General features: G+C 65.4%; 23 protein-coding genes. 1 reads left to right on the forward strand and 22 read right to left on the reverse strand.

From position 1 onward, the window contains the following. Positions 1-89: 89 nt before the first annotated feature. The 15 genes from GGR47_RS18525 to GGR47_RS18595 form a co-directional block, all read right to left on the reverse strand. Positions 90-503: a single-stranded DNA-binding protein gene (locus GGR47_RS18525; RefSeq protein WP_033966680.1), complete on the reverse strand. Its 414-nt coding sequence runs from the start codon at positions 501-503 to the stop codon at positions 90-92. 726 nt (positions 504-1,229) lie between these two features. Then, positions 1,230-1,781 (reverse strand): hypothetical protein, encoded by a 552-nt coding sequence (locus GGR47_RS18530; protein WP_147037399.1) that lies wholly within the window; start codon positions 1,779-1,781, stop codon positions 1,230-1,232. Positions 1,782-1,792: 11 nt separating this feature from the next. After that, positions 1,793-2,284 (reverse strand): DUF6884 domain-containing protein, encoded by a 492-nt coding sequence (locus tag GGR47_RS18535; RefSeq protein WP_033966673.1) that lies wholly within the window; start codon positions 2,282-2,284, stop codon positions 1,793-1,795. Further along, positions 2,281-2,568, reverse strand: coding sequence for a hypothetical protein (locus GGR47_RS18540; RefSeq protein ID WP_033966671.1), 288 nt, complete (start codon positions 2,566-2,568; stop codon positions 2,281-2,283). Before GGR47_RS18540 ends, GGR47_RS18535 begins: the two co-directional genes overlap by 4 nt. After that, positions 2,565-2,855, reverse strand: a complete 291-nt coding sequence (locus GGR47_RS18545; protein ID WP_147037398.1) for a hypothetical protein — start codon at positions 2,853-2,855, stop codon at positions 2,565-2,567. The genes GGR47_RS18540 and GGR47_RS18545 overlap by 4 nt, the downstream gene beginning before the upstream one ends. 190 nt (positions 2,856-3,045) lie before the next feature. Next, positions 3,046-3,504 (reverse strand): hypothetical protein, encoded by a 459-nt coding sequence (locus GGR47_RS18550; protein ID WP_147037397.1) that lies wholly within the window; start codon positions 3,502-3,504, stop codon positions 3,046-3,048. A gap of 34 nt (positions 3,505-3,538) precedes the next feature. Next, a complete protein-coding gene (locus GGR47_RS18555; RefSeq protein ID WP_147037396.1) occupies positions 3,539-4,153 on the reverse strand; it encodes a hypothetical protein in 615 nt (204 codons plus the stop codon). Beyond that, positions 4,150-4,383: a hypothetical protein gene (locus GGR47_RS18560; RefSeq protein WP_033966667.1), complete on the reverse strand. Its 234-nt coding sequence runs from the start codon at positions 4,381-4,383 to the stop codon at positions 4,150-4,152. Before GGR47_RS18560 ends, GGR47_RS18555 begins: the two co-directional genes overlap by 4 nt. Positions 4,384-4,500: 117 nt before the next feature. Next, complete coding sequence (locus GGR47_RS18565) at positions 4,501-5,460, reverse strand: DUF2493 domain-containing protein (protein WP_033966666.1); 960 nt, start codon at positions 5,458-5,460, stop codon at positions 4,501-4,503. Between the two features lie 226 nt (positions 5,461-5,686). Further along, the gene (locus GGR47_RS18570) at positions 5,687-6,175 is read right to left on the reverse strand and encodes a hypothetical protein (protein ID WP_147036907.1); all 489 of its coding nucleotides are present in this window, start codon (positions 6,173-6,175) and stop codon (positions 5,687-5,689) included. A gap of 50 nt (positions 6,176-6,225) precedes the next feature. Further along, positions 6,226-6,537, reverse strand: coding sequence for a hypothetical protein (locus GGR47_RS18575; RefSeq protein ID WP_033966664.1), 312 nt, complete (start codon positions 6,535-6,537; stop codon positions 6,226-6,228). Positions 6,538-6,598: 61 nt separating this feature from the next. Further along, a complete protein-coding gene (locus tag GGR47_RS18580; protein ID WP_052192506.1) occupies positions 6,599-7,327 on the reverse strand; it encodes a DUF6710 family protein in 729 nt (242 codons plus the stop codon). A 9-nt stretch (positions 7,328-7,336) separates the two neighbouring features. After that, entirely contained in the window at positions 7,337-8,266 is a 930-nt protein-coding gene (locus tag GGR47_RS18585) for an adenine nucleotide alpha hydrolase family protein (RefSeq protein WP_208663175.1), read from the reverse strand. Beyond that, entirely contained in the window at positions 8,259-8,855 is a 597-nt protein-coding gene (locus GGR47_RS18590; RefSeq protein WP_244305202.1) for a DUF6927 domain-containing protein, read from the reverse strand. The genes GGR47_RS18585 and GGR47_RS18590 overlap by 8 nt, the downstream gene beginning before the upstream one ends. Positions 8,856-8,894: 39 nt before the next feature. Then, the gene (locus tag GGR47_RS18595) at positions 8,895-9,530 is read right to left on the reverse strand and encodes a hypothetical protein (protein ID WP_033964128.1); all 636 of its coding nucleotides are present in this window, start codon (positions 9,528-9,530) and stop codon (positions 8,895-8,897) included. 120 nt (positions 9,531-9,650) lie between these two features. On the opposite strand from GGR47_RS18595, the gene GGR47_RS18600 reads away from it, so the two are divergent. Further along, positions 9,651-9,932: a hypothetical protein gene (locus GGR47_RS18600; protein WP_147036905.1), complete on the forward strand. Its 282-nt coding sequence runs from the start codon at positions 9,651-9,653 to the stop codon at positions 9,930-9,932. Positions 9,933-9,937: 5 nt separating this feature from the next. On the opposite strand, the gene GGR47_RS18605 is transcribed toward GGR47_RS18600, so the two are convergent. The 7 genes from GGR47_RS18605 to GGR47_RS18635 form a co-directional block, all read right to left on the reverse strand. After that, entirely contained in the window at positions 9,938-10,909 is a 972-nt protein-coding gene (locus tag GGR47_RS18605; RefSeq protein WP_147036904.1) for a phosphoadenosine phosphosulfate reductase domain-containing protein, read from the reverse strand. After that, positions 10,906-11,829 carry an ArdC family protein gene (locus tag GGR47_RS19350; RefSeq protein ID WP_147036903.1) on the reverse strand — a complete coding sequence of 308 codons (924 nt, stop codon included), beginning with the start codon at positions 11,827-11,829 and terminating at the stop codon, positions 10,906-10,908. Before GGR47_RS19350 ends, GGR47_RS18605 begins: the two co-directional genes overlap by 4 nt. 137 nt (positions 11,830-11,966) lie before the next feature. Beyond that, positions 11,967-14,027 (reverse strand): ParB/RepB/Spo0J family partition protein, encoded by a 2,061-nt coding sequence (locus tag GGR47_RS18615; RefSeq protein ID WP_147036902.1) that lies wholly within the window; start codon positions 14,025-14,027, stop codon positions 11,967-11,969. A gap of 127 nt (positions 14,028-14,154) precedes the next feature. Then, positions 14,155-18,375: a strawberry notch-like NTP hydrolase domain-containing protein gene (locus tag GGR47_RS18620; RefSeq protein WP_147036901.1), complete on the reverse strand. Its 4,221-nt coding sequence runs from the start codon at positions 18,373-18,375 to the stop codon at positions 14,155-14,157. Positions 18,376-18,616: 241 nt separating this feature from the next. Next, positions 18,617-18,892, reverse strand: coding sequence for a hypothetical protein (locus tag GGR47_RS18625; RefSeq protein WP_147036899.1), 276 nt, complete (start codon positions 18,890-18,892; stop codon positions 18,617-18,619). 32 nt (positions 18,893-18,924) lie between these two features. Continuing rightward, a complete protein-coding gene (locus GGR47_RS18630) occupies positions 18,925-19,221 on the reverse strand; it encodes a hypothetical protein (protein WP_244305200.1) in 297 nt (98 codons plus the stop codon). A 3-nt stretch (positions 19,222-19,224) separates the two neighbouring features. Next, the gene (locus GGR47_RS18635) at positions 19,225-19,836 is read right to left on the reverse strand and encodes a DUF7146 domain-containing protein (protein WP_246343151.1); all 612 of its coding nucleotides are present in this window, start codon (positions 19,834-19,836) and stop codon (positions 19,225-19,227) included. Positions 19,837-20,148: the final 312 nt, after the last annotated feature.

Below are 20,148 nucleotides of genomic sequence, written 5' to 3' on the forward strand. Positions count from 1 at the left end.
GCCAGGAACGCTGGCGCAGTTACAACCTGATCTGCAGCTTTTACCTCGTGGGATTGAGGCTAGTTACAGAATTAGTTACACCCCCGGAGTCAGAAGGGGACGTCATCATCCAGGTCGTCGTGGTTCTGCGTCGGACCCTGCTGCTGGCGCGACTTGCCGTAGGAGAGGAAGGTCACTTCGTCGGCGATGATCTCGACGCCGTAGCGCTCGATGTTCTCGCTGTCGGTCCAGCGGGTGTAGTGGATGCGGCCCCGGACCATGACCTTCTGGCCCTTCTCGACATACTGGGCGACGGTCTTGCCGACGCCGTTGAAGCAGGTGATGCGGTGCCATTCGGTGTCCTCGACCCGGCGACCGTCGCCATCCTTCATGGTCTTGCCGTCGCTGTCGCGCTTGGGGCGCGAGGTGGCGAGGCTGAACTGGGTGATCTTCGTGCCGCCCTGGGTGGTGCGGACTTCGGGCGTGGCGCCGACGTTGCCGGCGAGGATGACGAGGTTCTGCATTTCGAGGTTCCTTTTTTTGCTCGCCGGGGGTTCGTCCCCTCGACTGAACACCAAAAAAGACGGCCAGGACGGCCTCTCCACCGGAGCGCGAAGACGCGGAGGGGAACCCCGATCAAAGGGGTGGTGCGGGCAGCCGCGTAGCGGCAACTCGGCCCGAATGATCGCGGGTTGGAGGGGCTGGACGGCCGGATTAGGTCGTTCAGGAAAGAGAGGGGATGGACCCCCACGGGCGGGCAATGGACATGGAACCGTATGCAGGACGCCTGTGTCACGTCACTCGCCCGGCAGTGTCGTTGTGCCTCGATCTCGCTACCCGGGGCGGCTCTGACACCCTGCCTCGCTGGTGCATCCGCCCAGCGCCAGTGACCAACTTGAAGGATGCCGCTTGCGGCGTGGACCTTGGTGCCGCCTTTGCTAACACGGCGCGCGCGCGTCGTGCATGTCAAGATGATGAAGGCCGGTTCGTGCTCCGGAGACCCACCAGCGGGACGGCAGGAACTCGGCGCGGCTGTCGTGATGCCGACAACGCATTCCCCCTTCGGCCTAGCGCGGCGAAGCTGGCGCGCAGACCAACGCGGTGAGGTGGCGCTCGCCCCGTCCCAGAGGCACACGGCAAGGGGCAGACTCCGGCCTCGCCCCACGGAACTGCTCCGCGCGTCAGATCTGATGCGGGCGCGGTAGCGCCCCGAATATCAGGTGCGACCCGCCCTGCAGGGGCGGGTGTCTTTAGCCCTGCCGATGCCGGCGTTCGCGCTCGATGCGCAGTGCGTCGACCAGGGCGATGTCCCGATGGGTCTGGATGAGGTAGTCGAGCCGGTCAGCCGGCAATCGACGTGGATCCAATGCCGGACCCTTGGTCCGCGGCGCATCGCGCCCGAGACCGAGCAGGGTTCGACGATTGGTCGCTTCAACGATCAGCGTGCCGAGCTCGGCGCGCGACCATACCCGTTCGAGGCCGTGGAGATCGCCCGTCGGATAGCGGGCGGCCGATAACCGGATGACAAGCCGGGCAATCGCGGCGACGTCGCGCGATGCGCGGATGCGCTCGCGCGTGAGCTGGCGCGCGGTCGCCTCGAAGCGGTGGTAGAGCGGCGTGCGCGGACGCATGATCGCCGACTGGCGGTCGAGTTCGCGGTGCCAGGCCGCGAGGCCGCACCACGGCGGGACCGCCATGCCGTAGGCAGGCGCGGTCGCAGTCGGCAGGTCGAACAATTCGAGCTGCTGCGCGCGCGCGGGCGCAGTCGGCGCCGCAAGGCGCCGTGCGAAGGTGCTGGCCATGTCAGCCTCCGTCAGGAGAGGGGGAAGAGGTCGAGTTGGGCGGCGCGCAAGGCGCGCTCACGCCCTTCTGCGATCTTGGCCGCAAGCCATGCCTTCTGCTGGCCGATCCCCATGCCGAGCATCGGGATGGTGGCCCGATCGCCGGCGAAGGCGAGCAGCGGCTCGCGGTAGAGCCGTCCGGCGAGGAAGACGATCGGGCCGGCGTGGTGCGGCCCGATGGCGCGGCGTAGTTGCCGTGTCGTCTTCTCGCCCCACAGACGCCGCTCTGCGGCCGTCAGGTCGCGGAGTGTAGCGTCATAAGGGGCGAGGCGCTGCGTGGGTTTCACGAGGCCGTGAGCGGCCGAGAGGATGAACCAGCGCTCGCCGGTTTCCTCGACATAGGTCCGCGCCTTGCGGAACCAGTCCGAGCGGTAGAGGTCGGCCGCGCGTGCGCGCCGATCGAGTTTCTGCGAAACGCAGGCGATCAGATACACGCACGGCGTCGCGTCGACTGCGCTCGTCACGGGTCTATCAGACCCGGGCGGCGCGGGCGTGCCGGCTCACCAAGTCGATCGACGGTGAGCTGCCGGTGTAGCGTCGCCGGCAGATCGGGGATGTGGCGACGCGCGACCGCGATCAGCGGGTCGGGCTGTGGGGCTTCGCCGTAGAAACCCCCGAGCCAGATCGCCGGCGACGCGTCCTCGTCATCGATGTCGCCGGTCCAGATCTGGAGGAAGAAGGTCGCGAGCGGGGCATCCCATCCGATCGAGACACGGGCCGTGTCGTTCTTGTAGTCGTGACGGCTCATGACACGTCCCCTTGCGATGGGCGTTTGGCGATCGGCGCAAGGCGCTTCTCGGCTTCGTCGAGGGTTGCCTTGCTCAGGGCGGCCACCCGGCTCGGGCCTTGACGGTTCCTGATGTGTCGAAGGCTGGCACCGTTCGGCTCGATGTCATCCTTTCCGAACAAGTAGAGGTCAAGCAACTTGCTTCGCCAGCGGCGTCCTTTGCGGCGTCGAAAATCGACAAGGGTGCGCAGCTCCTCGTCGGTCCAGTCCGGCATCGGGACGCGGACGGGTCTGGAATAATCGGTCATGGTCGGCATCCTCAATCGGAGTTGGAGCCCGTGGCTCTGAGGTAGCGGAGGAAGTCCCGGCTCCAGGTGTGCGGGACCGGCTTTGGCGGCCGTTCGTGCGTCACGGTCGGACCATCGAAGAGATCGGGCTGACGCCCGATCACGAGGGGCTGGATGACGTGGCGCGGGTGCCGGATGCAGTCGCGAGCCATCAGGCCGCGACCAATTCCGGATAATGGGCGCGGAGGTTCGCGATCGCCTGTTCGCCGTCGGGGTATGGGGGGCGCATGATGCTGATCGCGGAGCGGATCGCGGCAGCAAGATCCGCGTGGTGGATCACCGGGGATGTGCTGTCGGGATACTCGACCGGAGCGGTGAAGCCGGCGTGAAACCAGCGGCCGAGCCCTTCATCTGCGAGCATGGCGTAAGCGGCGTGGGCTTCGTCCGTAGGATCGAAGCGCAGCGCGAGTTCGGTGTAGCGCCCGAAATCGTGGGTCGAGGTATCGCGCGCGAAGGCGGCGCCTTCAGGCGGCGGGCCGTAGCGCGCGATCAGCGCGGCCTGGTAGCAGTCGACTTCGAGGCGGTTTAGCCGTTGGAAGTCGGGCGTCCGTCCGAGCTGAGCGCAATCCTCCTCTGCCGGGCTGGCGCCGATGGTCAGGGTCTCGGTCATGGTACTGGCTCCGTGCGGACCGGGAATCGGCCGCTTACCAGCGCTCGGCGCATCCTCTCCTCTGTTCGGGCTCGAGATCGCGCAGCTCGGCCAGTTCGACCTTGGCCGTTCGCTCGCCTCCGATCGGATCGAAGAACACGTAGCAATGGTCTTGGAAGGGAGCGGCGCACAGCCGCCAGACGACGCCATATCGGCCGAGGTATCGTTGGATCCCGAAGGCCGGATCGACGGCACCGGGCGCGTCGACCAAGCGAACACGCTGGCTGACGCGCAGCCAGTTGGCGGCTTTGGCGACGATCTCGGCCCTTTCGTTGGGCGTCTGGTGTGCGGGGCGATCGGGGCGTGGCGGACCGAAGGTCGCGAAGCGGTCGCCGGCGATGCGTTCGAGTTTTTCCTCGATCGTCTCATCGGGTGTGCGATCCCACGATGGCGCGGGCCGGTGCCGGTGGTAGCGGGTGACTGGCTTGGCGGTGAAGAGGTCGGGCTGATAGCCGATGATGCGACGGCGCTCCTGTTCGGCCAGGTATTCTCGTCGCCAACGATCCTCGTCGGTAAGCGGGCGGGCGGAGTCGGGGGGCGCCCGGACGATAGCCATCAATTCGGCGAACTCCTCCTCGGAGATGTTGGCGATGCGCTTGTTGAAGATCACGGTCGGGATTCCACGTTGCTGAGGCCCAACAGAAATGGGTCGCACGATGCCTCGATGTCGTCGGGCGTCAGGTCCTCGCGAGCGAACAGCTCGCGATCGGACATGACCGCACGCGGAGCGGCGGGATTGCCCGTCACCACGATATGGAAGGTATCGCCATCGGCCGTCGCCCGGCGCAGCGCAAAGCGCCAGCAATGGGCGGCGGTCTGGAACGGATTCGGGCGTGACATGGGGTGCGCTCCTTGGCGGGTTGATATCGATACGCCCCTTCCGGGGCGGTGTGCGGCGCGCCGGAACGGCGAGCCGCCATCGGCGAGGCCGCTGGCGTACCAGCGGCCGAGCCGAGCTCAGGCGACCTTGCGGTCGCGCTGAGCGTTCTGTGCTGCGGGTGGGGTGCCGAGCGGACCACGGCGATCCACCACGCGGATGCCTGCCTTCTTCGCGTCGATCACCAGACGCTCGGTCACGCCATTGCCCTGGAAGGCGATGACGTAGCGGGGCTTCAGCGAGAGCATCAGCTCGTTGCGACGGAAGCCGGCCCGGTCCCCGAGCTTGCGGTCGAGACCGAAGCGGACTTGCTGCACACCGTGCTGTTCGGCCCACGATGCCGCGATGCGCTCGATCCCCTTCATGTCGCCGCCATGAACGAGATACATGTCGCCGACGCGTTCCCGAACCGCGTTGAGGGTGCGCAGCAGGTTGTCGCCAAACGCCTTCATGTCCTCATCGGTCCGGAAGGTCAGCCGCCCTCCGGCAAACACGACGGGTGTGCCCTGTGCCGTGTTGGCGTCGCGGACGCGCTCGCGGCGAGCCTGGAGGAATGCGCGGCCGTCAACGATCGCCGACGTGACCCCGAGCGAAATGCGGTTGCCGGTCGACGGGATCCAGGAACGGCCGGTCTCGCGGATGTAGTGCGCCGCTGCGGTGTCGCGCATCACCTCGTAGCAGGTGGCGGCTTCCTCGATCTTCTTGGCAAGGTCGATCTTGTCCTCGAGGTTGGAGGTGTTGATCTCCGAACCGTCCTGCTCGGCCAGGAGGAGCCTGATTTCGTCGGTGAGACGGTCGATCGTCGCGTGCTTCTTGGCCGCGGCCCGGTGGAAGAGATTGACCAGGCCCCAGCCCATTTCCTCGATGTCGCGCTCGAGCGACGTGTTCTGGAGGGTTGCGAACAGGTCGCTCCAGATCGCGGTAGTGGTCTGTTCAAGTGCATCGGTCGAGGGAGGGCACATGCCCGAGACATCTTCGGCGCGGGGTTCGAGGTGTCCCAGCTCCAGAGCGGAGAGTGCGGCAGCGAGGGAAGTGGTCATGGGGTCAAGCCCTTCATCTGATCGAGGCCGGCGGCCTATCCGCCGGATGCGCACCTCCTGGGCGGCCGAATAAGAGGCACCCGCACCGGAGCGTAGCGAAGGGAAACCTTAAAAACCGGGGTGGTGCGGGCAGCCGCGCAGCGGCAACTCGGCCCGGATTTTTACGGTTGCGGGAGCCTCGCGGCCGCCCATGTGCCGCATCTCTCTGGCGGAAGGCTGTCGGGCGTCAGGTGGCGTCGGGCGCAGCCGGGATCATGCTTGCTGCCGCCTTCGGACCTGTCGGGCTCAACCCACACCTTGCGATGTCGTCGAGAATTGCCTGCCCCGTGTCGCACAGGCGTACCATCGCCGCTGGGGTGATCCTCAACCCTCCGTCGGCGCCGATTGCGTCGATCATGATGCGGAGCTGGTCCACCAGATCCTCGCTACGGGTCGCGGCATAGCCCGCACAGGCCGCCACATCAGAGAACAGGCCCGGGACGGGCAAGACAGAGGCATCGCCTCCATCGGGGACGAAGCGCCAAGGATCGACGCCGGCTCCTTCTGCGATTGCGCTGACATAAGTGGGATGCTCCGTGTCGAGGCTCTTCCACCCGTCGGTCGTATGTGACGCATCGATCGCAGAGCGGCAGGCGCTGACGACATCTTCCGCCTCGACCGTGATCTCCGCACGGTAATGGGCAGGGTATTCGCAGTGGACGGTGAAGGTCTTCATGGGGCCGGACTCCTGAAGGTTGGCAAAGTGGGAGACCCAAGCGGTTCGGGTCATTCGTACCGGGGACGCTCGGCCGGATAGGCGAGAGGGGGCCAGCCATCGTGGACGCGGGCCTCGAAGCGCCCAGCGGAGAGGACGCTGCTGATCGGCCGCGCGTGGTCGCCAGCGTTCCAGTCGCGATCGAGATGCGCCTGAACCTCGGCCGACATTCGCCGGGCACGATCTTCGTGACCGTCGGGGAAGGTGACGCCGAAGGCGGTCAGCGCCGGGTCGGTGCAGAGTTCGCCGGCATCGTACCACCAGCCCCCTTCTTCGGGACCGCCATAGAGCCGTTGCGTGAGGTAGACGGCGACGCTGTGCATGATCGGTTTCCTTCATCTGGGCGAGCACCAAGCTCCCCAAAGCCGAAAGCCTCCTTTCCTCCTACCGAGCGATCATGCGCCCGATCTCGAACACTGCAGCGTGGCGCGCATCAGTCACGGGCGCGGTATGTTCAAGGTTTGCGCCGTACCGGTAGGTGCGACCGTCGCATTCGATGAGGTCGAAGAGGTGGTCGAAATCCAGGACATTGTCCGGGATCAAGTGGCCAGCGCCGGCAAGAATACCAGCAGCGAGCGAGTGGTTGCCTCCGATCACGAAGCCGATGCGCCAAGGAAGCCATAGCTCGACACGGTGATTGGAGTCCTGCCGCCAGTCTCCCCCGTACATTTGTCGCTCTGCATCCGCTTGATCGATCTTCGCACGGCCGATGAAAGCCATCGCATCGATGAAACGGTCATGGCTCCACGGGCAGGGCAGAACACAATCGTGACCCAGATCGAGGGGAAAGTCGCTCGGCCGAAGTTCCCGAGGACGTCGACTGTCGCCATAAGCCAGATCCAGCACGCCTTCGAAGAAGAATGTGAAGCCAGAGATGTCTGCGGCTGCGTCCTGTCCACGTTCACCTACGGCGAGCAGTAATTCGGATTGCTCGGGCCTGAGTATCGCGGCGATAAGGTGGGGAAGGGCGGTCGGATTCTTAGTATGGAGGTCGCGCGCCGTCAGCATCAGCATGTCGAAGTGCGTGCGCGGATCATCGGCCCGCCCGGCGAGCCACCATGGCCGCGGCTTGTTTGAGCGCATCAGGCGGCGGATCCAGGACGGGCGTTTCATGAGACCACCTTATTGAACGAGCGCCGTTGCGGCGCGGTTGAAGTTTTCGAGCCAGTGACCCAGCGGGGTTCGTTCCTCGAGCGGAAGCACTGCCTGAGCGGCCTGGAATGCAATTAGTTCGGTTGGCGCGGTTTCGATGATGTGGTCGATCTCCGCCGGGGGCAGGAGGCCGCGTTCACGGATGAACTCGGTAATGCTGCCGGGGCGCGGGGTCGCGCCGCGACGGCCAAGGACCGGCTTACGCCAAAGGCCGTCGACGTTGCGGAGGCGCGGCTTGGCCCGTGCCTCCATCAGCACGATCACGCGCAGTTCTGAAATCGAAAGCTCCAGCACCTCGTCGGGCTTGATGCTGCCACAAAAGAAGCAGCTAGATTTGGGCGGGACGGGCAGGCGGGCGCGCGCAATGCGCGCCTCGCAGTCGGCGCGAGACCAACCCCATTCCCGCAAAGGATAGCGATAGGCGTAGCGAGGATCCTCGCATCCGATCGCGTGGTGATAACGCTGGGTGTCGCGTCCCGAGGCGTCATAGCCGATCAGCTTCACGACGCGGCCGCCTGCGTCCCAGCAGCGGCGCGCCGCCTCCCACTTGGCGGTCCACGCATCTTGCGGGGCCGCCTTCCATTTTTGTGAGCAGGACCCCCCACCAAAGACCACGGAGGGCAGGGTGGCGTTGGTGAGCATGTTCTCGGCGATGCCCGCATAGGGTGGCCAGTGTTTAAAGTTGCGGGGCTGGTAGCGGACGATTTCGGACGCGATGCCGCGCTCTGCCATCCAAGCCCGGAACAGCGGAATATACGCATAGGTCTGCGACTTCTCAGCGCCGGGATCCGCAAATAGAACCATGTCGATCGGCTCGCCGCGTTCGGCGAGTTCGACGATCATGGCGGTGGAATCGACGCCAGCGCCCCAGGCAGCGATCACGGGCGCACGGTCAGCCACTGGACGCGTCCTTCGGAACGATCGCGGCGTGGATGATACGATAGGACCGCTTGCGGAAGGCCGGGATCCGGCAGATCGCGCGGCTCTCCGGGTCACGGAAGAGCGGCGTTCTACCCTTGGGATTGGCGACCACCTCAAAGCGGGCGCGGTCGCTGCCGTCGCTGAAGCGCATGGGTTCATCGAAGATGATGGTTTGCCCCGGTTTCGGCGTCGGCTTCGCCTGTTCGAGCTTTCGGGCAACGAGGTTCGCGCGACAGCGCTCGCGCCACTCCGATGCGTACTTGCTGTCGGTGGTGGTCAGCTCGTCAAGGATCGCCGCGGGGCACTCGCTTTCGCAAGGTCCCATGTGTTCAGTCATATCCTTATACCCGAAGACATGACCGTCAGTGGAGCGCGGGTTGTGCCTGGTGAGGCAGACGACGGCGAACACCTCCCGATCACCACTCGCTTCGATGCGTTCGCACGCGGCATAATAGGTCGACCCGATCATCGACGAGGCCAACACGGTGAGGCGGTGATCGTCGCGCGAGTAGGTGAATTGGTTGTCGAGATAGGCGCGCGGCGTCGCGTGCCCGCGCATGTCGCGCATGTAGAGCCAACCCATGGCGATGCTCCTGAGATTAGAAGTTCAAGCGGCAGCGGCGAGGCGCTGAGCGCCTACGTCGCCGACCGTGACAGCGAGCCGGCGCTGGAACGCGGCAGCATCCAGCAGCTCGGCGATCGGCGCACGCTGGACGGGGCCAGCGTGTTCGCCACCCCGGCAGCGGTTGAAGGTGACTTCACTGTCAGGGAGGAAGCTGTGCGGACGGACCCGGATCGACAGGTCCGCATGGCGCAGCTCGGTTGTGCCATCGTCCGTGATAGCCCCCAGCTCGGTGTCGATCCGGACGTCGTGCTGATTGAGGCCGATTGCCTCGCCAAGCGAAGCGAGCGCGAGGCGAGCCTGTCGATGGAAGACACGCTTCGCCGTGACATCGCCGGCGACGCTGTTGCCGGCGATGTCGAGCAAGGCCGAGCCGGCGATGACGGTCATGCGGTCTTCCGCGCAGCGGAGCCGCAGATTGTTGACGCTAGGCGCGTTGCGTTCCGCGACAGCGGCCAAATTGCGGATCAGCAGCAAGATGGCGGCGTCGCGGTCGATCGCCTTGCCGGCACGCCGGCAGTCGTCGACGCCTGCGTTGAGAGCGTGGAGCGCGGCGGGGAGAGTGGTGAGTGCCTCCGGCGAGAGTGCCTCATTGTGGCGGTAATGCGTGTCGTAGAGCATTGTCGAACCTCCCGAGCGCCAGGACGCGCCCAAAAAGGCCGAAGGCTCCCTCTCCTCTCACGCGGGATCGTTAGATTGCGGGAACCGTTCTTGATGGCGAAACATCCGAAGGGATACCGAATGAGCCATAGCGTTTGGGGCGATTGGAAGATCACGGCGGACCGGAAGCAGCTCGTGTGGATCGATCCGGATACGAATAAGCCGAACAGCGACTATTACATCATCGTGAGCGACGGGCTCGAAGACGTGGAGGGAGAGGTCGATCGACTGAAAAAATGGCTGCCTGAATCTCTCAAACGTGACGAGGCCATCGGAAAGCTGGGAGTGATTTTTGGCGAAATCAAAGAAGATCAGACCAGCTCGAGAAAATACATAACGGACGAGTTAGTATACCGCCCGTAAGCGAGTTATAACGGCCCTGCATGATCGCCGAAGGCGCCGGCAGGGAGCGTCCAAGGACGCGCTAGGATCGAGAGACGCCATGCCGGGTCGTCCGCCTGGGCTAGTTCGTCGGGATGGAGAAGCGCAGCCGGAAACGGAGTGCCGCGATCCGCGAGCTGCGTCACGCTGAGCGAGCGGTGGATGGTCTTGCCGCTCGCCGCCTCGTTGGCGGCGATGCGCTGGAAAGCGGCCGGGAAGACGGAGCGAAGCGTCGCCCATTGGCCGGGGGAGCCGAAGATACACGCACGGCAGGATAGCCGGCCCCATCCCAGGACGTAGGCCGGGTGGGGCCGGATCCGCGAACGTGCGATCAAATCCCAGACCTGCCGCTCGGTCCAATCGTGGACCGGACGCCAGTGGTCGACGCCGCGACCGAGCGTAGAGGTGCGGTGCGGCTCGAAGGCCGCATAGCGCGCGCGAGACGGGCTTTCCTCGGCGCGCTCGCCGGTGATGACGAGCGTGCGACCATCGAGGAAGCGCGATTGATTGCGGATCGCGGCCGCGAGCACATCGATTTTCAGCGCGGGGCTGCACCAGCGCACCCGAAGATCGGGAGACGTCTGGGGAAAGAGCCCACGCGTGCCGGCAGGGCCGTTACCTCCGGCACGGCCGATGCCGGTCGGCGTCTCGAACGCGATCGGCGCGGTCGGCGCGTCGTCGCGCGCCAGTTCGCGCGCGAAGCCGCCCTCGCGCCACGAGACGTAGAGCGCGATGCCGAAATGCTCGGCGATCGCACGGACATAGCCGGGCGTGCATGGCCAATCCATGAAGGTCGGGCCGTGGCCATCGACATCATGATGGTGCAGCTCGATGGCGTGCGAAGGCACGCCGAGGCTGAGGAGGTGCAGGAGGGCGGCAAGGCTGTCCTTGCCGCCACTGAACGCCACGACGAAGCGCCGGTAGGCGCCTAGGTCGAGGCGGGCGTCCTGCCCGGTCATGCCGCTTCACGAATCTGGTCCTCGGGCTCGACCGAGACGTCGAGTCCCGTCGCGCGGAGCAGGTAGCCGGCTGCGGCTTCGGCCTTGGCGGCCGCGGTCATGATCGCGCGGCTGTCTTTGCGCAGCACCTTCAACCACGAGGCGATATACGCGGCATGGTCATCGAGATGAGAGGTCGGCAGGCCAAGATCGGCACCGAGCAGCGCGGAGGTCATCTCGGCGCACAGCTCCTCGAAGGCGTAAGCGTCGTCGCCGAAGCGTTTGCCGAAGGTGCGATCGAGGCGGTCAGGGTGGCCGCTCCAATGACCTGCCTCATGGGCAAGCGTCGACGCCCAATACGCGCGGGTCGAGAACAGTTCGACGGGCGGCATGGTGATGCTGTCGGCGATGCGGTCGTAGAACGCGCGATCGCCGCGCATCTGGACCTTCGCCGGCAGCGCTTCGATAAAGCGCTGCGCGCGGTCGGGGAGCTGGTCAGCGGGAGGGACGATACTGACCGGGCTGGGGTAGTAATCAGGCGAAAGCCCGTCGATCTGGTCGCAGTTGAACACGGCGTAGGAGCGCAGCACGCGGCGCAACTCGTCGGTGGTATCGCCGGTGACGACGGATTCGACGGACTTGCTGTAGGATTTGTAGAAGATCGCGATCTGCGAGCGCTCGCCCTCACGGACCTGTCCGCCAAGCGCCTGCGCCTGCTTGTACGTCATCCAGGTGCGCGAGTTGTAGCCCGCGCTCTCGGCGCACAGCCACAACCAGAAGCAGTTGATACCCTTGTAGGGGTCGCCGGTCGCGCGTAGCGGTCGACCGCCCAGGCCAGGGCGCCATGGCTTGACCCAGGGACGAACGCCGGCCTCCAGCTTATCGATGATGGTGTTGGTGATGATGTCGGCAGGCGACGGTTTATTGGTGGTCGTGGCCACGGTCGTTCTCCTGGTCGTGGTGAGGCGTACCCGTCTGCGCGTCCTCTCCTCCGAAGGGATGCGACGGGTCACAAAAAGAGGGGCGACACTCCGTGAAGAGTGTCGCCCCCAGTCGCCTCGAAATGTGCAAGCCGGCGTCACGCCGCTTGGCTTAACCCCTCATGATCCTCGTCTGCGTCCAGATCGGATGCGCCGTCCTCTTCCTCGCCGGCCAGATCCTCGTCATCGACGGGATCGCCATCATCGACGTCATTGATGAAGGTCGAGCGCAGCATCGACCGCGATGGTTTCTCGATCCCGTCAAAGCGCATTGCTTCGGGCAACCACGCCGTTGCCTTCTCGCGGATCTCGGCTTCGACAATTCCCTGACCATTGCACAACGACGAGCAGGTTGCGGCAAGGTCGCCCTTCTTGGCGTCCTTGTAGCGGCCGCGCAGGATCGGGCCGCCAATCTCCTCGAGGGCTTCCAGCATGACACCTTTCTTGACGCGGCCGAAGAAGTTCTCGGCCGTCGGGCGCCACCAATTTTCGACTTGGATGTCGAGGAGGCGGCCGAGATGGTCGTGGAAGCCATTGCTGCGATAGCCCTCGGTGACGTTGAGTGTCGGCTCGAGAGTTCGTGCTATCGAGTATGCAACCCATGCGCCCCGGGCTTCGTCATCGAGCGCACGGAAGGCGTCGAACCGCTCGGTCATGGTCTTGTGGCCCGCCCAGCTCGTATCGAGCCGCTGGCGTTGGTCGTCGATGGTCTGAGACGCCATCGAGCCCTCGTCCCGGAAGGCAAAGATCGGGAAGGCGGCCGCACCCGACTTCAGGGTCGAGTGGTTCGGGATGTGGCTCTGCTCGAACACGACATTCTGTGCCATCAGGAAGATGGTCAGGTCGAGCGCCATCGAGGGATCGCTGGCGATATGCGCCACGAGAATCTGGCGGCGCTGGGTCGCCAGTTCGTCGATCAGCGTGGCGCTCAGCTTCGGCCCCTGGTCGGAGTCACCTTCCCCGGCTGCGCCGCCCGTTGCCTTGGGCGGAGCGTTGGGGTCGACAACCGGCTTCTCGCTGAACAGGCCGGTGTGAACGCGCGGCTCGCCGTCACCGCCGATATAAACGAACGTGCCGATCTGCGCCTTTACCGCAGGGTCGATCTCATGGCGGGCATCGTCGATCGCCTCCAGCTCGCGCTCGATCGCCTCGATGCGCGCGTTTGCCGCCTCGGCCTCGGTGCTGCCGTCGGGAAGTTCCTGCTCGAGCTGGTCGACCAGGGCGTCGTTCTCGGCCGAGAGCGCCTCGACACGCGCGGTTTCCTCCTCGGTGAGCGCACGCGCGGGAGCGTGAAACTCGTGAAGCTGATGTGCGACGTCGTAGGGGACGTGCGTCGCCGCGATCGGGGTGACGAACGCGAGGCCCTCGGCCTGCGCCAGTTCGGCCGCCGCGGCTTCGAGCTTCTTGGCCGCGAGCGTCTCGATGACGTCGACATCGATCCAGTTCTCGTCGCCTGCGGTCGCGAACAGGTCGCCCTCGATGCGACCGCCTGCGGCGACATAGGCATCGCGACCCACGAAGCGAGCCTTGGCGTCGTTCGCCTTGACCGTCCCGTTGAGGATGGCACGTCGGATGTTGTCGGGATTGTCGCCGTAGTATGAGCTGTTCATCTGGGTGAACACGCGGGTCTGACGGTCGATGTCGGTGGTGACGGCGTATGCCTGAGCAACGCCGAGCGTGATCTCGCCGGCTGCGAGCGCCTCGAACACGCACGGCGCCAGCTCGGCGAGGCGGACACGCTGCTCGACGAAGCGGGTGGTGACGCCCTGTCGCTTGGCGACATCCTCGGCGGTCATGCCCTTCTGGATCAGGAAGTTGAACGCGGTGCATTCGTCGGCCGGGTTCATCGGCACGCGCTGGAAGTTCTCGGCGAGGCTCGCCTCGATCGAATTGTCGTCGTCGCCGAGCACGAGAACCGGCACGGAGTGGTCAGCGGGGAGGGTGCCCTGCTCGATCAGGAGCTGGAGCGCGCGCAAGCGGCGACCGCCCGCCTTCACGGTGAACGTACCCGCCTTCTTGAGCGGGGTGACGATCAGGTTCTGCAACAGCCCCTGGGCTGCGATGTTGGCGGCGAGGGTGTCGATGCCGGCATCGCGGTTCGACTTGCGCACATTGTCCTTCGACAGCGACAGGTTCTTGACCTTCACGGACTGGATCATCGGTCATACTCCATTGGGGGATCAGCGCGCCGTTGTCCGACGGTCACGCAAGCCTGCTCATCAGGCTCAAAAGGCCGAAGGCTCCCTCCCCTCCCTTTGATCGAGCGGGGAGGAAGTCCCTGGTTCGTCAGGCGGTGATGCGGTCGATCACGGTCGCCGCGGTCGAGACGGGCACGAACATCCGCGTCTTGTGCTGGATGATCTCGGTGAAGCAGCCGACCGCCTTCAGCTCGGCCAACCGGGTGTGCGGCCAATCGAGCAATTCGAGACGCTGCTGGCCAGCGACCAGGCTGCGCTTCAGCCGGTACGCGCCCACGGTCGCGATCTCGCCGCTGGTCATGACGTGCTTGGCGGTTTCGGCGCCCGACACGGTGATCGTCGCGGCGATGCCGAATGCGTCCGCGAGTTTGGAGACCAACGGGGCAGGGACGATGCGGCCGAGGAAGGACTCGCCGTCGTCGGTGTTGAGACGCCAGACCTGGACGTGATCGTCGGGCAGGCGGTCCCAGACGGGCAGGAGCAACCCGGTGACGAGGTACAGCGTGCTGGTGCGGGTCTTGCCCGACATCTCCTCAACCTCGGCCTGCCACAGGGCGGCAAACTCGTCCTCGCTCGCCTCCTCCCACATCGTCTCGACGAGAAGATCCTGCCGCATCCGCTCGCTGCGCGTCGGGCGGACCAGCTCGTAGCGACGCACAATTTCGCCGTCGTCGTCCGTCAGCGAGTAGGTGCTGCACCGGATCGCGGCCTTGCCCGATTTCCGGTTCACCATCGGCCGTGCGTCCTCGCCGAGGATCCGCAACGCGCGATCGAGCGCGAGCGGCTTATAGCGCTCCTCGGTTTCGAGCCGGAGGATCTCGGTCTCGGCGCCGCTGGTCTGGTCGCGCCGAATGACGGTGCGGTCGAGGATTGTAATCCGCTCGGCGTTGATGCTCTCGACGCCCAGGTCGAGCGTACCGGCTTCCTTGGCCGCCTCGATGCGAGCCTCGATCAGGCCGAGATACTCGTCGAAGATCGCGTTCTGGAGCGCGATGCGCAGCGCGAGGATGCGATTGAGCCAGCGCTGGATGGGCGGCAGGTCTTCCTTGAGACCGCCTCCTTCGCCCTCCAGCTCGAGGCCGGTGAGCTTCTGGAACTGATCCAGCGTGGTCGAGCGCAGCTTGCCATCGGCGAGCAGCCGGAACCATTGTTCCAGCGATTCCTTCGCATAATCGCTTTCAAGGTTGTCGCGCGGGTCGAACAGGCCCTGTCCACCCGTCTGCCGCTGGCCGCGGGTGAGCGCGCCCAGGCTGTCGAGCCGGCGGGCGATCGTGGAGATGAAGCGACGTTCGCCCCGGCAGTCGGTCGAAACGGGGCGGAACAGTGGCGCGGTCGCCTGATGGGTACGATGCGTGCGGCCAAGCCCTTGGATGGCGGCGTCAGCGCGCCAGCCCGGCTCGAGGAGATAGTGGTTGCGCCGCGACTGGTTCTCGCACGTCAGGCTCGCATGGTAGCTGCGGCCAGTGCCGCCAGCATCGGAGAAGATCAGGATCTTCTTGGCACCGCGCATGAAGGCGTCCGTCTCGGCGAGATTGGTGCGCGGGCTGCGGCTCTCGACGCGCTGGCGACCGTGCGCGTCCATGATGACGCGCCGGCTGCGCCCCGTCACCTCGGCGACCGCATCGGTGCCGAAATGCCCGATGATATGATCGAGGGCGGAGCCGACGACGGGAAGAGCGCAAAGCTGCTCGACCAGGTTGTCGCGCATTTCGAGCGCTTCCTGGCTGAACACGGGCCGCCCGTCCTCATCAGACATAGGTTCGGAGCGGGTCTTGCCGGTGTCGTCGACATAGGTTTTCATCTGCCGGACCGGGAAGGCGGCCGTCAGGTACGACATGACGAACTCGCGCGGGGAAAGCTCGATGTCAAGGTTGGCGCGTTCCTCGACAGTCAGGGCGGCAAGCGCCCGGTTGAGCATCGCTTCGGACGTGGAGACAAGCTGGATCACGACGCTTTCGCCGCGGTCGAGATCGGCACGGATCGCGGGGATCAAGGCAGGCAGCTTCATGCCGATCAGGAGCTGGCAGAAGAAACGCTGTTTGGTGGACTCGAAGATGGAGAGCGCGGCCGCTTTGGCGCCGCTGTTATAGGTGTCCTTCGAGAAGCTGTCGGTGACGCGGGTCGCGTCCAGCGCGGCGCGTAGGTTCGCGTGGATGATCGCCCATGCGTCGGCATAGGCATCGTACACCTCGATCTGGTCGGGGGTGAGGTTGTGATTGAGGATGTCGTACTCAACGCCGGCAAAGCTCAAGGCGCGAGCGACATAGAGCCCCTGCATCTTGAGGTCGCGGGCGATCAGCTCCATCGCCGCGATCCCGCCACGGCGCAGACTGTCGACGAAGGTACGGCGATCGGCAAACGCCGTACCCGGACCCCACAGCCCGAGCCGGGTCGCATAGGCGAGGTTGTTGACGTCGGACGCGCCGGTCGCAGAAACGTAGAGGACGCGGGCGCGGGGCAGTAGGTTCTGCAGGCGGACACCGGCGATCCCTTGGTCGGATCCATCCTTGGTGCCGAAGCGGCCTTCGCCGCCTGCGACACCGGCCATCTCGTGCGCCTCGTCGAAAACGACCATGCCGTCATACTCGTCGCCGACCCATTCGAGGATCTGCTGGAGCCGGGTGCCCTTGTCGCAGCGATTGGAGCGCAACGTCGCATAAGTGAGAAAGAGGATGCCTTCGCCGGCGCCGATCGGCGTGCCGAGCTTCCACTGATTGAGGTGCTGGATGTCGAGCGCGAGACCGCCGACGGCGGTCCAGTCACGACGGGCGTCCTCGAGCAGCGTCTCGGTTTTCGAGATCCAGATGTGCTTGCGGCGACCGCGCAACCACTGGTCGAGGATAATTGCGGCGACCTGGCGGCCCTTCCCGGCGCCCGTGCCGTCGCCGAGAAAGAAACCGGTTCGGTAAGGACGGCCTTCCTCGTCGGGCGTGATCGACAGGCCCTCCTCGACAGGTTTGAACCGGCCGGGAATATCGCGCTCAAAGGCGTCGCCGGCGTAGATCAGCGTTTCGAGCTGGGCGTCGGAGAGCGTCTTCGCGTCGACGACGGACTCCGAGAGGGTAGGGACGTAGGATGGCCTGGGCGCGGTGATCGAGCCCATGGCGATGGATTCCACCAGCGCGGTCGGATGCGCGGACGCGCACGCGATCGCGATCCGGCTCGGCCGATAGGGCAGGTACACGCCGACGGACTCGCCGGTCGGGAGCGGATCGGTGAACACGGTATAGTCGATGGTGTGCGCGACCTGTGACTGCGCCGCTTTCGGAGCGGGAGCGGTCAGGCGCGACTTGCTCAGCGCCCCGCCAAGCAGCGAACTGCGCCCGGCAGGGCGGGCGAGCAGCGACAGCGGGCGAGTGGCAGGCGTGACGGGCGCAGCCGAGTTTCCGACGCCGATCGCGGCGAGCGCGTCAGTGAGCGACGCGCAGCGGATCAGCTCGGCAGGCGTGCCGGTGCCTTTCTCCAGCACCATGATCTTCACGGTCTGGCTGGTGCCATGCTTGGCATAGGCGTTCGCCGGCAGCTCCAGGTGCAGCGTCAGCGTGCAACCCTCAGTCGCCTTCGCCCAGGCGCGGCTTGAGGTGTCAACGCGATCGGGAAGGATGGCGGCACAGCGGCCTCCGGCAGCAAGCCGCAACAACGCCGCACGCAGATGCCGGAAGGCAGCAAGCGGATCGGCGTGGCGGCCGATGCTGCGCGAGAAGGGAGGATTGATGAGGACGGCCGTTGGCCGGATTGTTGTCGGAAGAAGATCGTGGATCAGCTCGGCGTCGTGCCGCGTGACGGTGACGCCGGGGAAGGCTGCGGCGAGCATCTCGGCGCGCGCGGGATCGATCTCGTTGAGGACGAGGCGAGCGCCGGCGCGGTACGCGAAGGTCGCGAGGAGGCCGGTCCCGGCAGATGGTTCGAGGACCAGATCCGTAGTCGCAATCCGGCCAGCGAGCGCAGCGAGATAGGCGATTGGGGCAGGGGTGGAAAATTGCTGAAGTTCGATCTGCTCCTCGCTGCGAACCGTGTGCGTCGGCAGGCTGGCGACCAGCTCGGTTAGCGCGGCGAGGCACGCGCCAGGATCAGCGGGGAGATCGGCCTTCGCAAGGTGCATGACCTCGGCAAGTTCGAGCATGTCGTAGGCGTCGCGGAGCGACCAGCGCCCATCGGCCGAGGATCCGCCATAGGCTTGCTCCATGACCCACAGCAGCGTCTCGCGCTGGAGCGATCCGTTCTGGGCGATGGAACACGCTACCGCCTTGGCGGCGGTGATCGACGGTTCAGTGAAGTCGAGTTCGAGAGCTGCGGCTGAAGTGCGCATCGAGGCCTCCGTTATGTCGCCCGGTGCTCATCACCGGATCAACAAGCCGAAGGCCCCCTCTCCTCTCAATGGAGAGTGCGTGTCCGGTCTTTAGGGTCGAACACCCGGACAGGGCCATCCCAAACAGTCAGCAATGGTATGACCGGTCCGACACCCTTTCCTCGTCCGGAAGGTGCAATCGCCAAGGGGGCGGAAGTCATGGTTGGCCGGCGAAGGCCAAGCCATTGTAAGAACCGACGCATCAGCGTGCCTCCCCCGGCGCCGATGCGGTTCCAGGATGAGCAAGGTTGAAGAGGCTGAACTCGCTTGGGACGATCAGGTGGCCGAGACCGGCGAGCAGCACGACGGCGCCGGCGATACGGACCAGGCCTTCGAAGGATTTGCGCGCGCGCATACGGTCATAGGATTTGAATATCTCGATGCCGTTTTCATTGCGACGCTGGAAGGCAGAGCGAGCCGGAAAACGCCACATAAAGAGCCCAACGAGGATCATGATGATTGGGATGATCTTCGACATAGGTTTCTCCTTCTCGGCCACTCGAGCGAGCGTCACCTCTGGCCCGGTTCTACCGGACTAGGGTCAGCGGAACCATGCTCCGCCTCAATCTTATGACGAAGCCGCTCCAGAGCGTCAGCATCAAGAATGTCGGGGGCATCGAAGTCGATGGCGAAGAACTCGCCGGCGACTGGCGGTGCACGCAGCGCCGCGCAAGCCGCGATGTAGGGCTGCGCTGCCTGCGTCTCGATCCAGCGCCAGAATGCGGGACCATTACCAAAGCAGCCCATATTGAGCATGTCGGCGATAGTTTGGCCGTTGGCTGGGAGAGGGGGCCGATCCACGTTCATCACCTACCTTTCGGTGCTGCGAAGGTGCGCACGCCACGCGTCATTCCAATCGTCAAAGCCTTCGGGTGGCGGGCGATTGATGACCTCGCGACCATTACCCGCGAGGTGATCGCGCGACTTTGCGAACAGGCGTTCGGCAGCTCGACCGCGATCGCTGTAGACGATGACCCGCCGCACCTTCTCGGGAATAGCGACGAACGCCAACCGCTCGATGCCGCCCAGCGCCCAGGTTGGCGTTCCATGCCACGCCATCGCGGATTTCGCGTCCTCGATCCCTTCCGCCAATCCGAGCTCCTCCGTCGCCGGGGCCAAGCGAATGGCGCCGATACCCAGCAGGCCTAGCGCGACCTTCGGCTTTGCGATCGGCTTGCGCAGCACGTTCTCGGGATCGAGAAAGGTGCGCTGCACAGCGACCAGCCCAAGATCAGTCTCGACCGACGCGATCATGGCAGGCATGATGCGCTTACTCGGTCCAGAACCCAAAATGGTCGCTGGGTTGAACCGCAGCGATCGTGAGAAAGGCGCAGGAAGACCGCGGGCGATTAGGTATTTCTCTGCGAGAGTGCCGGCGATCGGCTCGCTGGACTTCCAGAGACGAAGCGCAAGCGCGCTCATGTCCCGCTTCGGTTTAGCCTCCGGCATCGACAGCGGCCCACGATCGTGAAGCCTGCGCCGCTGCAGCGCCTTCAGAACCTCACCCGTGGAACATCCTGCAAAGCAGTGGAAGAGGATGGCAGTATCGCCAAGGCGAACGCTGAGGCTCGGCGATCCGTCGTCATGAGCGGGGCAACGGCACTCGCCGCGTGTCCCCCTCCACACCCCGCCGAGTTGTTGGGAGCACCTCAAGGTTTGTGACACGGACAGCGGTAAGCTGAACAGGTAGCGAACAGGGCGGCTCAGGCCACCTTGGCTCCGGGTCCGCCGGCG

The sequence above is a fragment of the Sphingomonas aquatilis genome, from assembly GCF_014196115.1.
GTDB lineage: Bacteria > Pseudomonadota > Alphaproteobacteria > Sphingomonadales > Sphingomonadaceae > Sphingomonas > Sphingomonas aquatilis.

Excerpts from the sequence above, each read along its gene's own strand:
- GGR47_RS18545 (WP_147037398.1), bottom strand. The coding sequence starts at position 2,855 with ATGACCGATTATTCCAGACCCGTCCGCGTCCCGATGCCGGACTGGACC.
- GGR47_RS18530 (WP_147037399.1), bottom strand. The coding sequence starts at position 1,781 with ATGGCCAGCACCTTCGCACGGCGCCTTGCGGCGCCGACTGCGCCCGCG.
- GGR47_RS18635 (WP_246343151.1), bottom strand. The coding sequence starts at position 19,836 with ATGAGCGCGCTTGCGCTTCGTCTCTGGAAGTCCAGCGAGCCGATCGCC.
- GGR47_RS18565 (WP_033966666.1), bottom strand. The coding sequence starts at position 5,460 with ATGACCACTTCCCTCGCTGCCGCACTCTCCGCTCTGGAGCTGGGACAC.
- GGR47_RS18605 (WP_147036904.1), bottom strand. The coding sequence starts at position 10,909 with ATGACCGGGCAGGACGCCCGCCTCGACCTAGGCGCCTACCGGCGCTTC.
- GGR47_RS18630 (WP_244305200.1), bottom strand. The coding sequence starts at position 19,221 with ATGAACGTGGATCGGCCCCCTCTCCCAGCCAACGGCCAAACTATCGCC.
- GGR47_RS18590 (WP_244305202.1), bottom strand. The coding sequence starts at position 8,855 with ATGCGCGACATGCGCGGGCACGCGACGCCGCGCGCCTATCTCGACAAC.
- GGR47_RS18560 (WP_033966667.1), bottom strand. The coding sequence starts at position 4,383 with ATGTCACGCCCGAATCCGTTCCAGACCGCCGCCCATTGCTGGCGCTTT.
- GGR47_RS18575 (WP_033966664.1), bottom strand. The coding sequence starts at position 6,537 with ATGCACAGCGTCGCCGTCTACCTCACGCAACGGCTCTATGGCGGTCCC.
- GGR47_RS18550 (WP_147037397.1), bottom strand. The coding sequence starts at position 3,504 with ATGACCGAGACCCTGACCATCGGCGCCAGCCCGGCAGAGGAGGATTGC.
- GGR47_RS18600 (WP_147036905.1), top strand. The coding sequence starts at position 9,651 with ATGAGCCATAGCGTTTGGGGCGATTGGAAGATCACGGCGGACCGGAAG.
- GGR47_RS18620 (WP_147036901.1), bottom strand. The coding sequence starts at position 18,375 with ATGCGCACTTCAGCCGCAGCTCTCGAACTCGACTTCACTGAACCGTCG.
- GGR47_RS18540 (WP_033966671.1), bottom strand. The coding sequence starts at position 2,568 with ATGAGCCGTCACGACTACAAGAACGACACGGCCCGTGTCTCGATCGGA.
- GGR47_RS18615 (WP_147036902.1), bottom strand. The coding sequence starts at position 14,027 with ATGATCCAGTCCGTGAAGGTCAAGAACCTGTCGCTGTCGAAGGACAAT.
- GGR47_RS18570 (WP_147036907.1), bottom strand. The coding sequence starts at position 6,175 with ATGAAGACCTTCACCGTCCACTGCGAATACCCTGCCCATTACCGTGCG.
- GGR47_RS18595 (WP_033964128.1), bottom strand. The coding sequence starts at position 9,530 with ATGCTCTACGACACGCATTACCGCCACAATGAGGCACTCTCGCCGGAG.
- GGR47_RS18625 (WP_147036899.1), bottom strand. The coding sequence starts at position 18,892 with ATGTCGAAGATCATCCCAATCATCATGATCCTCGTTGGGCTCTTTATG.
- GGR47_RS18580 (WP_052192506.1), bottom strand. The coding sequence starts at position 7,327 with ATGAAACGCCCGTCCTGGATCCGCCGCCTGATGCGCTCAAACAAGCCG.
- GGR47_RS18525 (WP_033966680.1), bottom strand. The coding sequence starts at position 503 with ATGCAGAACCTCGTCATCCTCGCCGGCAACGTCGGCGCCACGCCCGAA.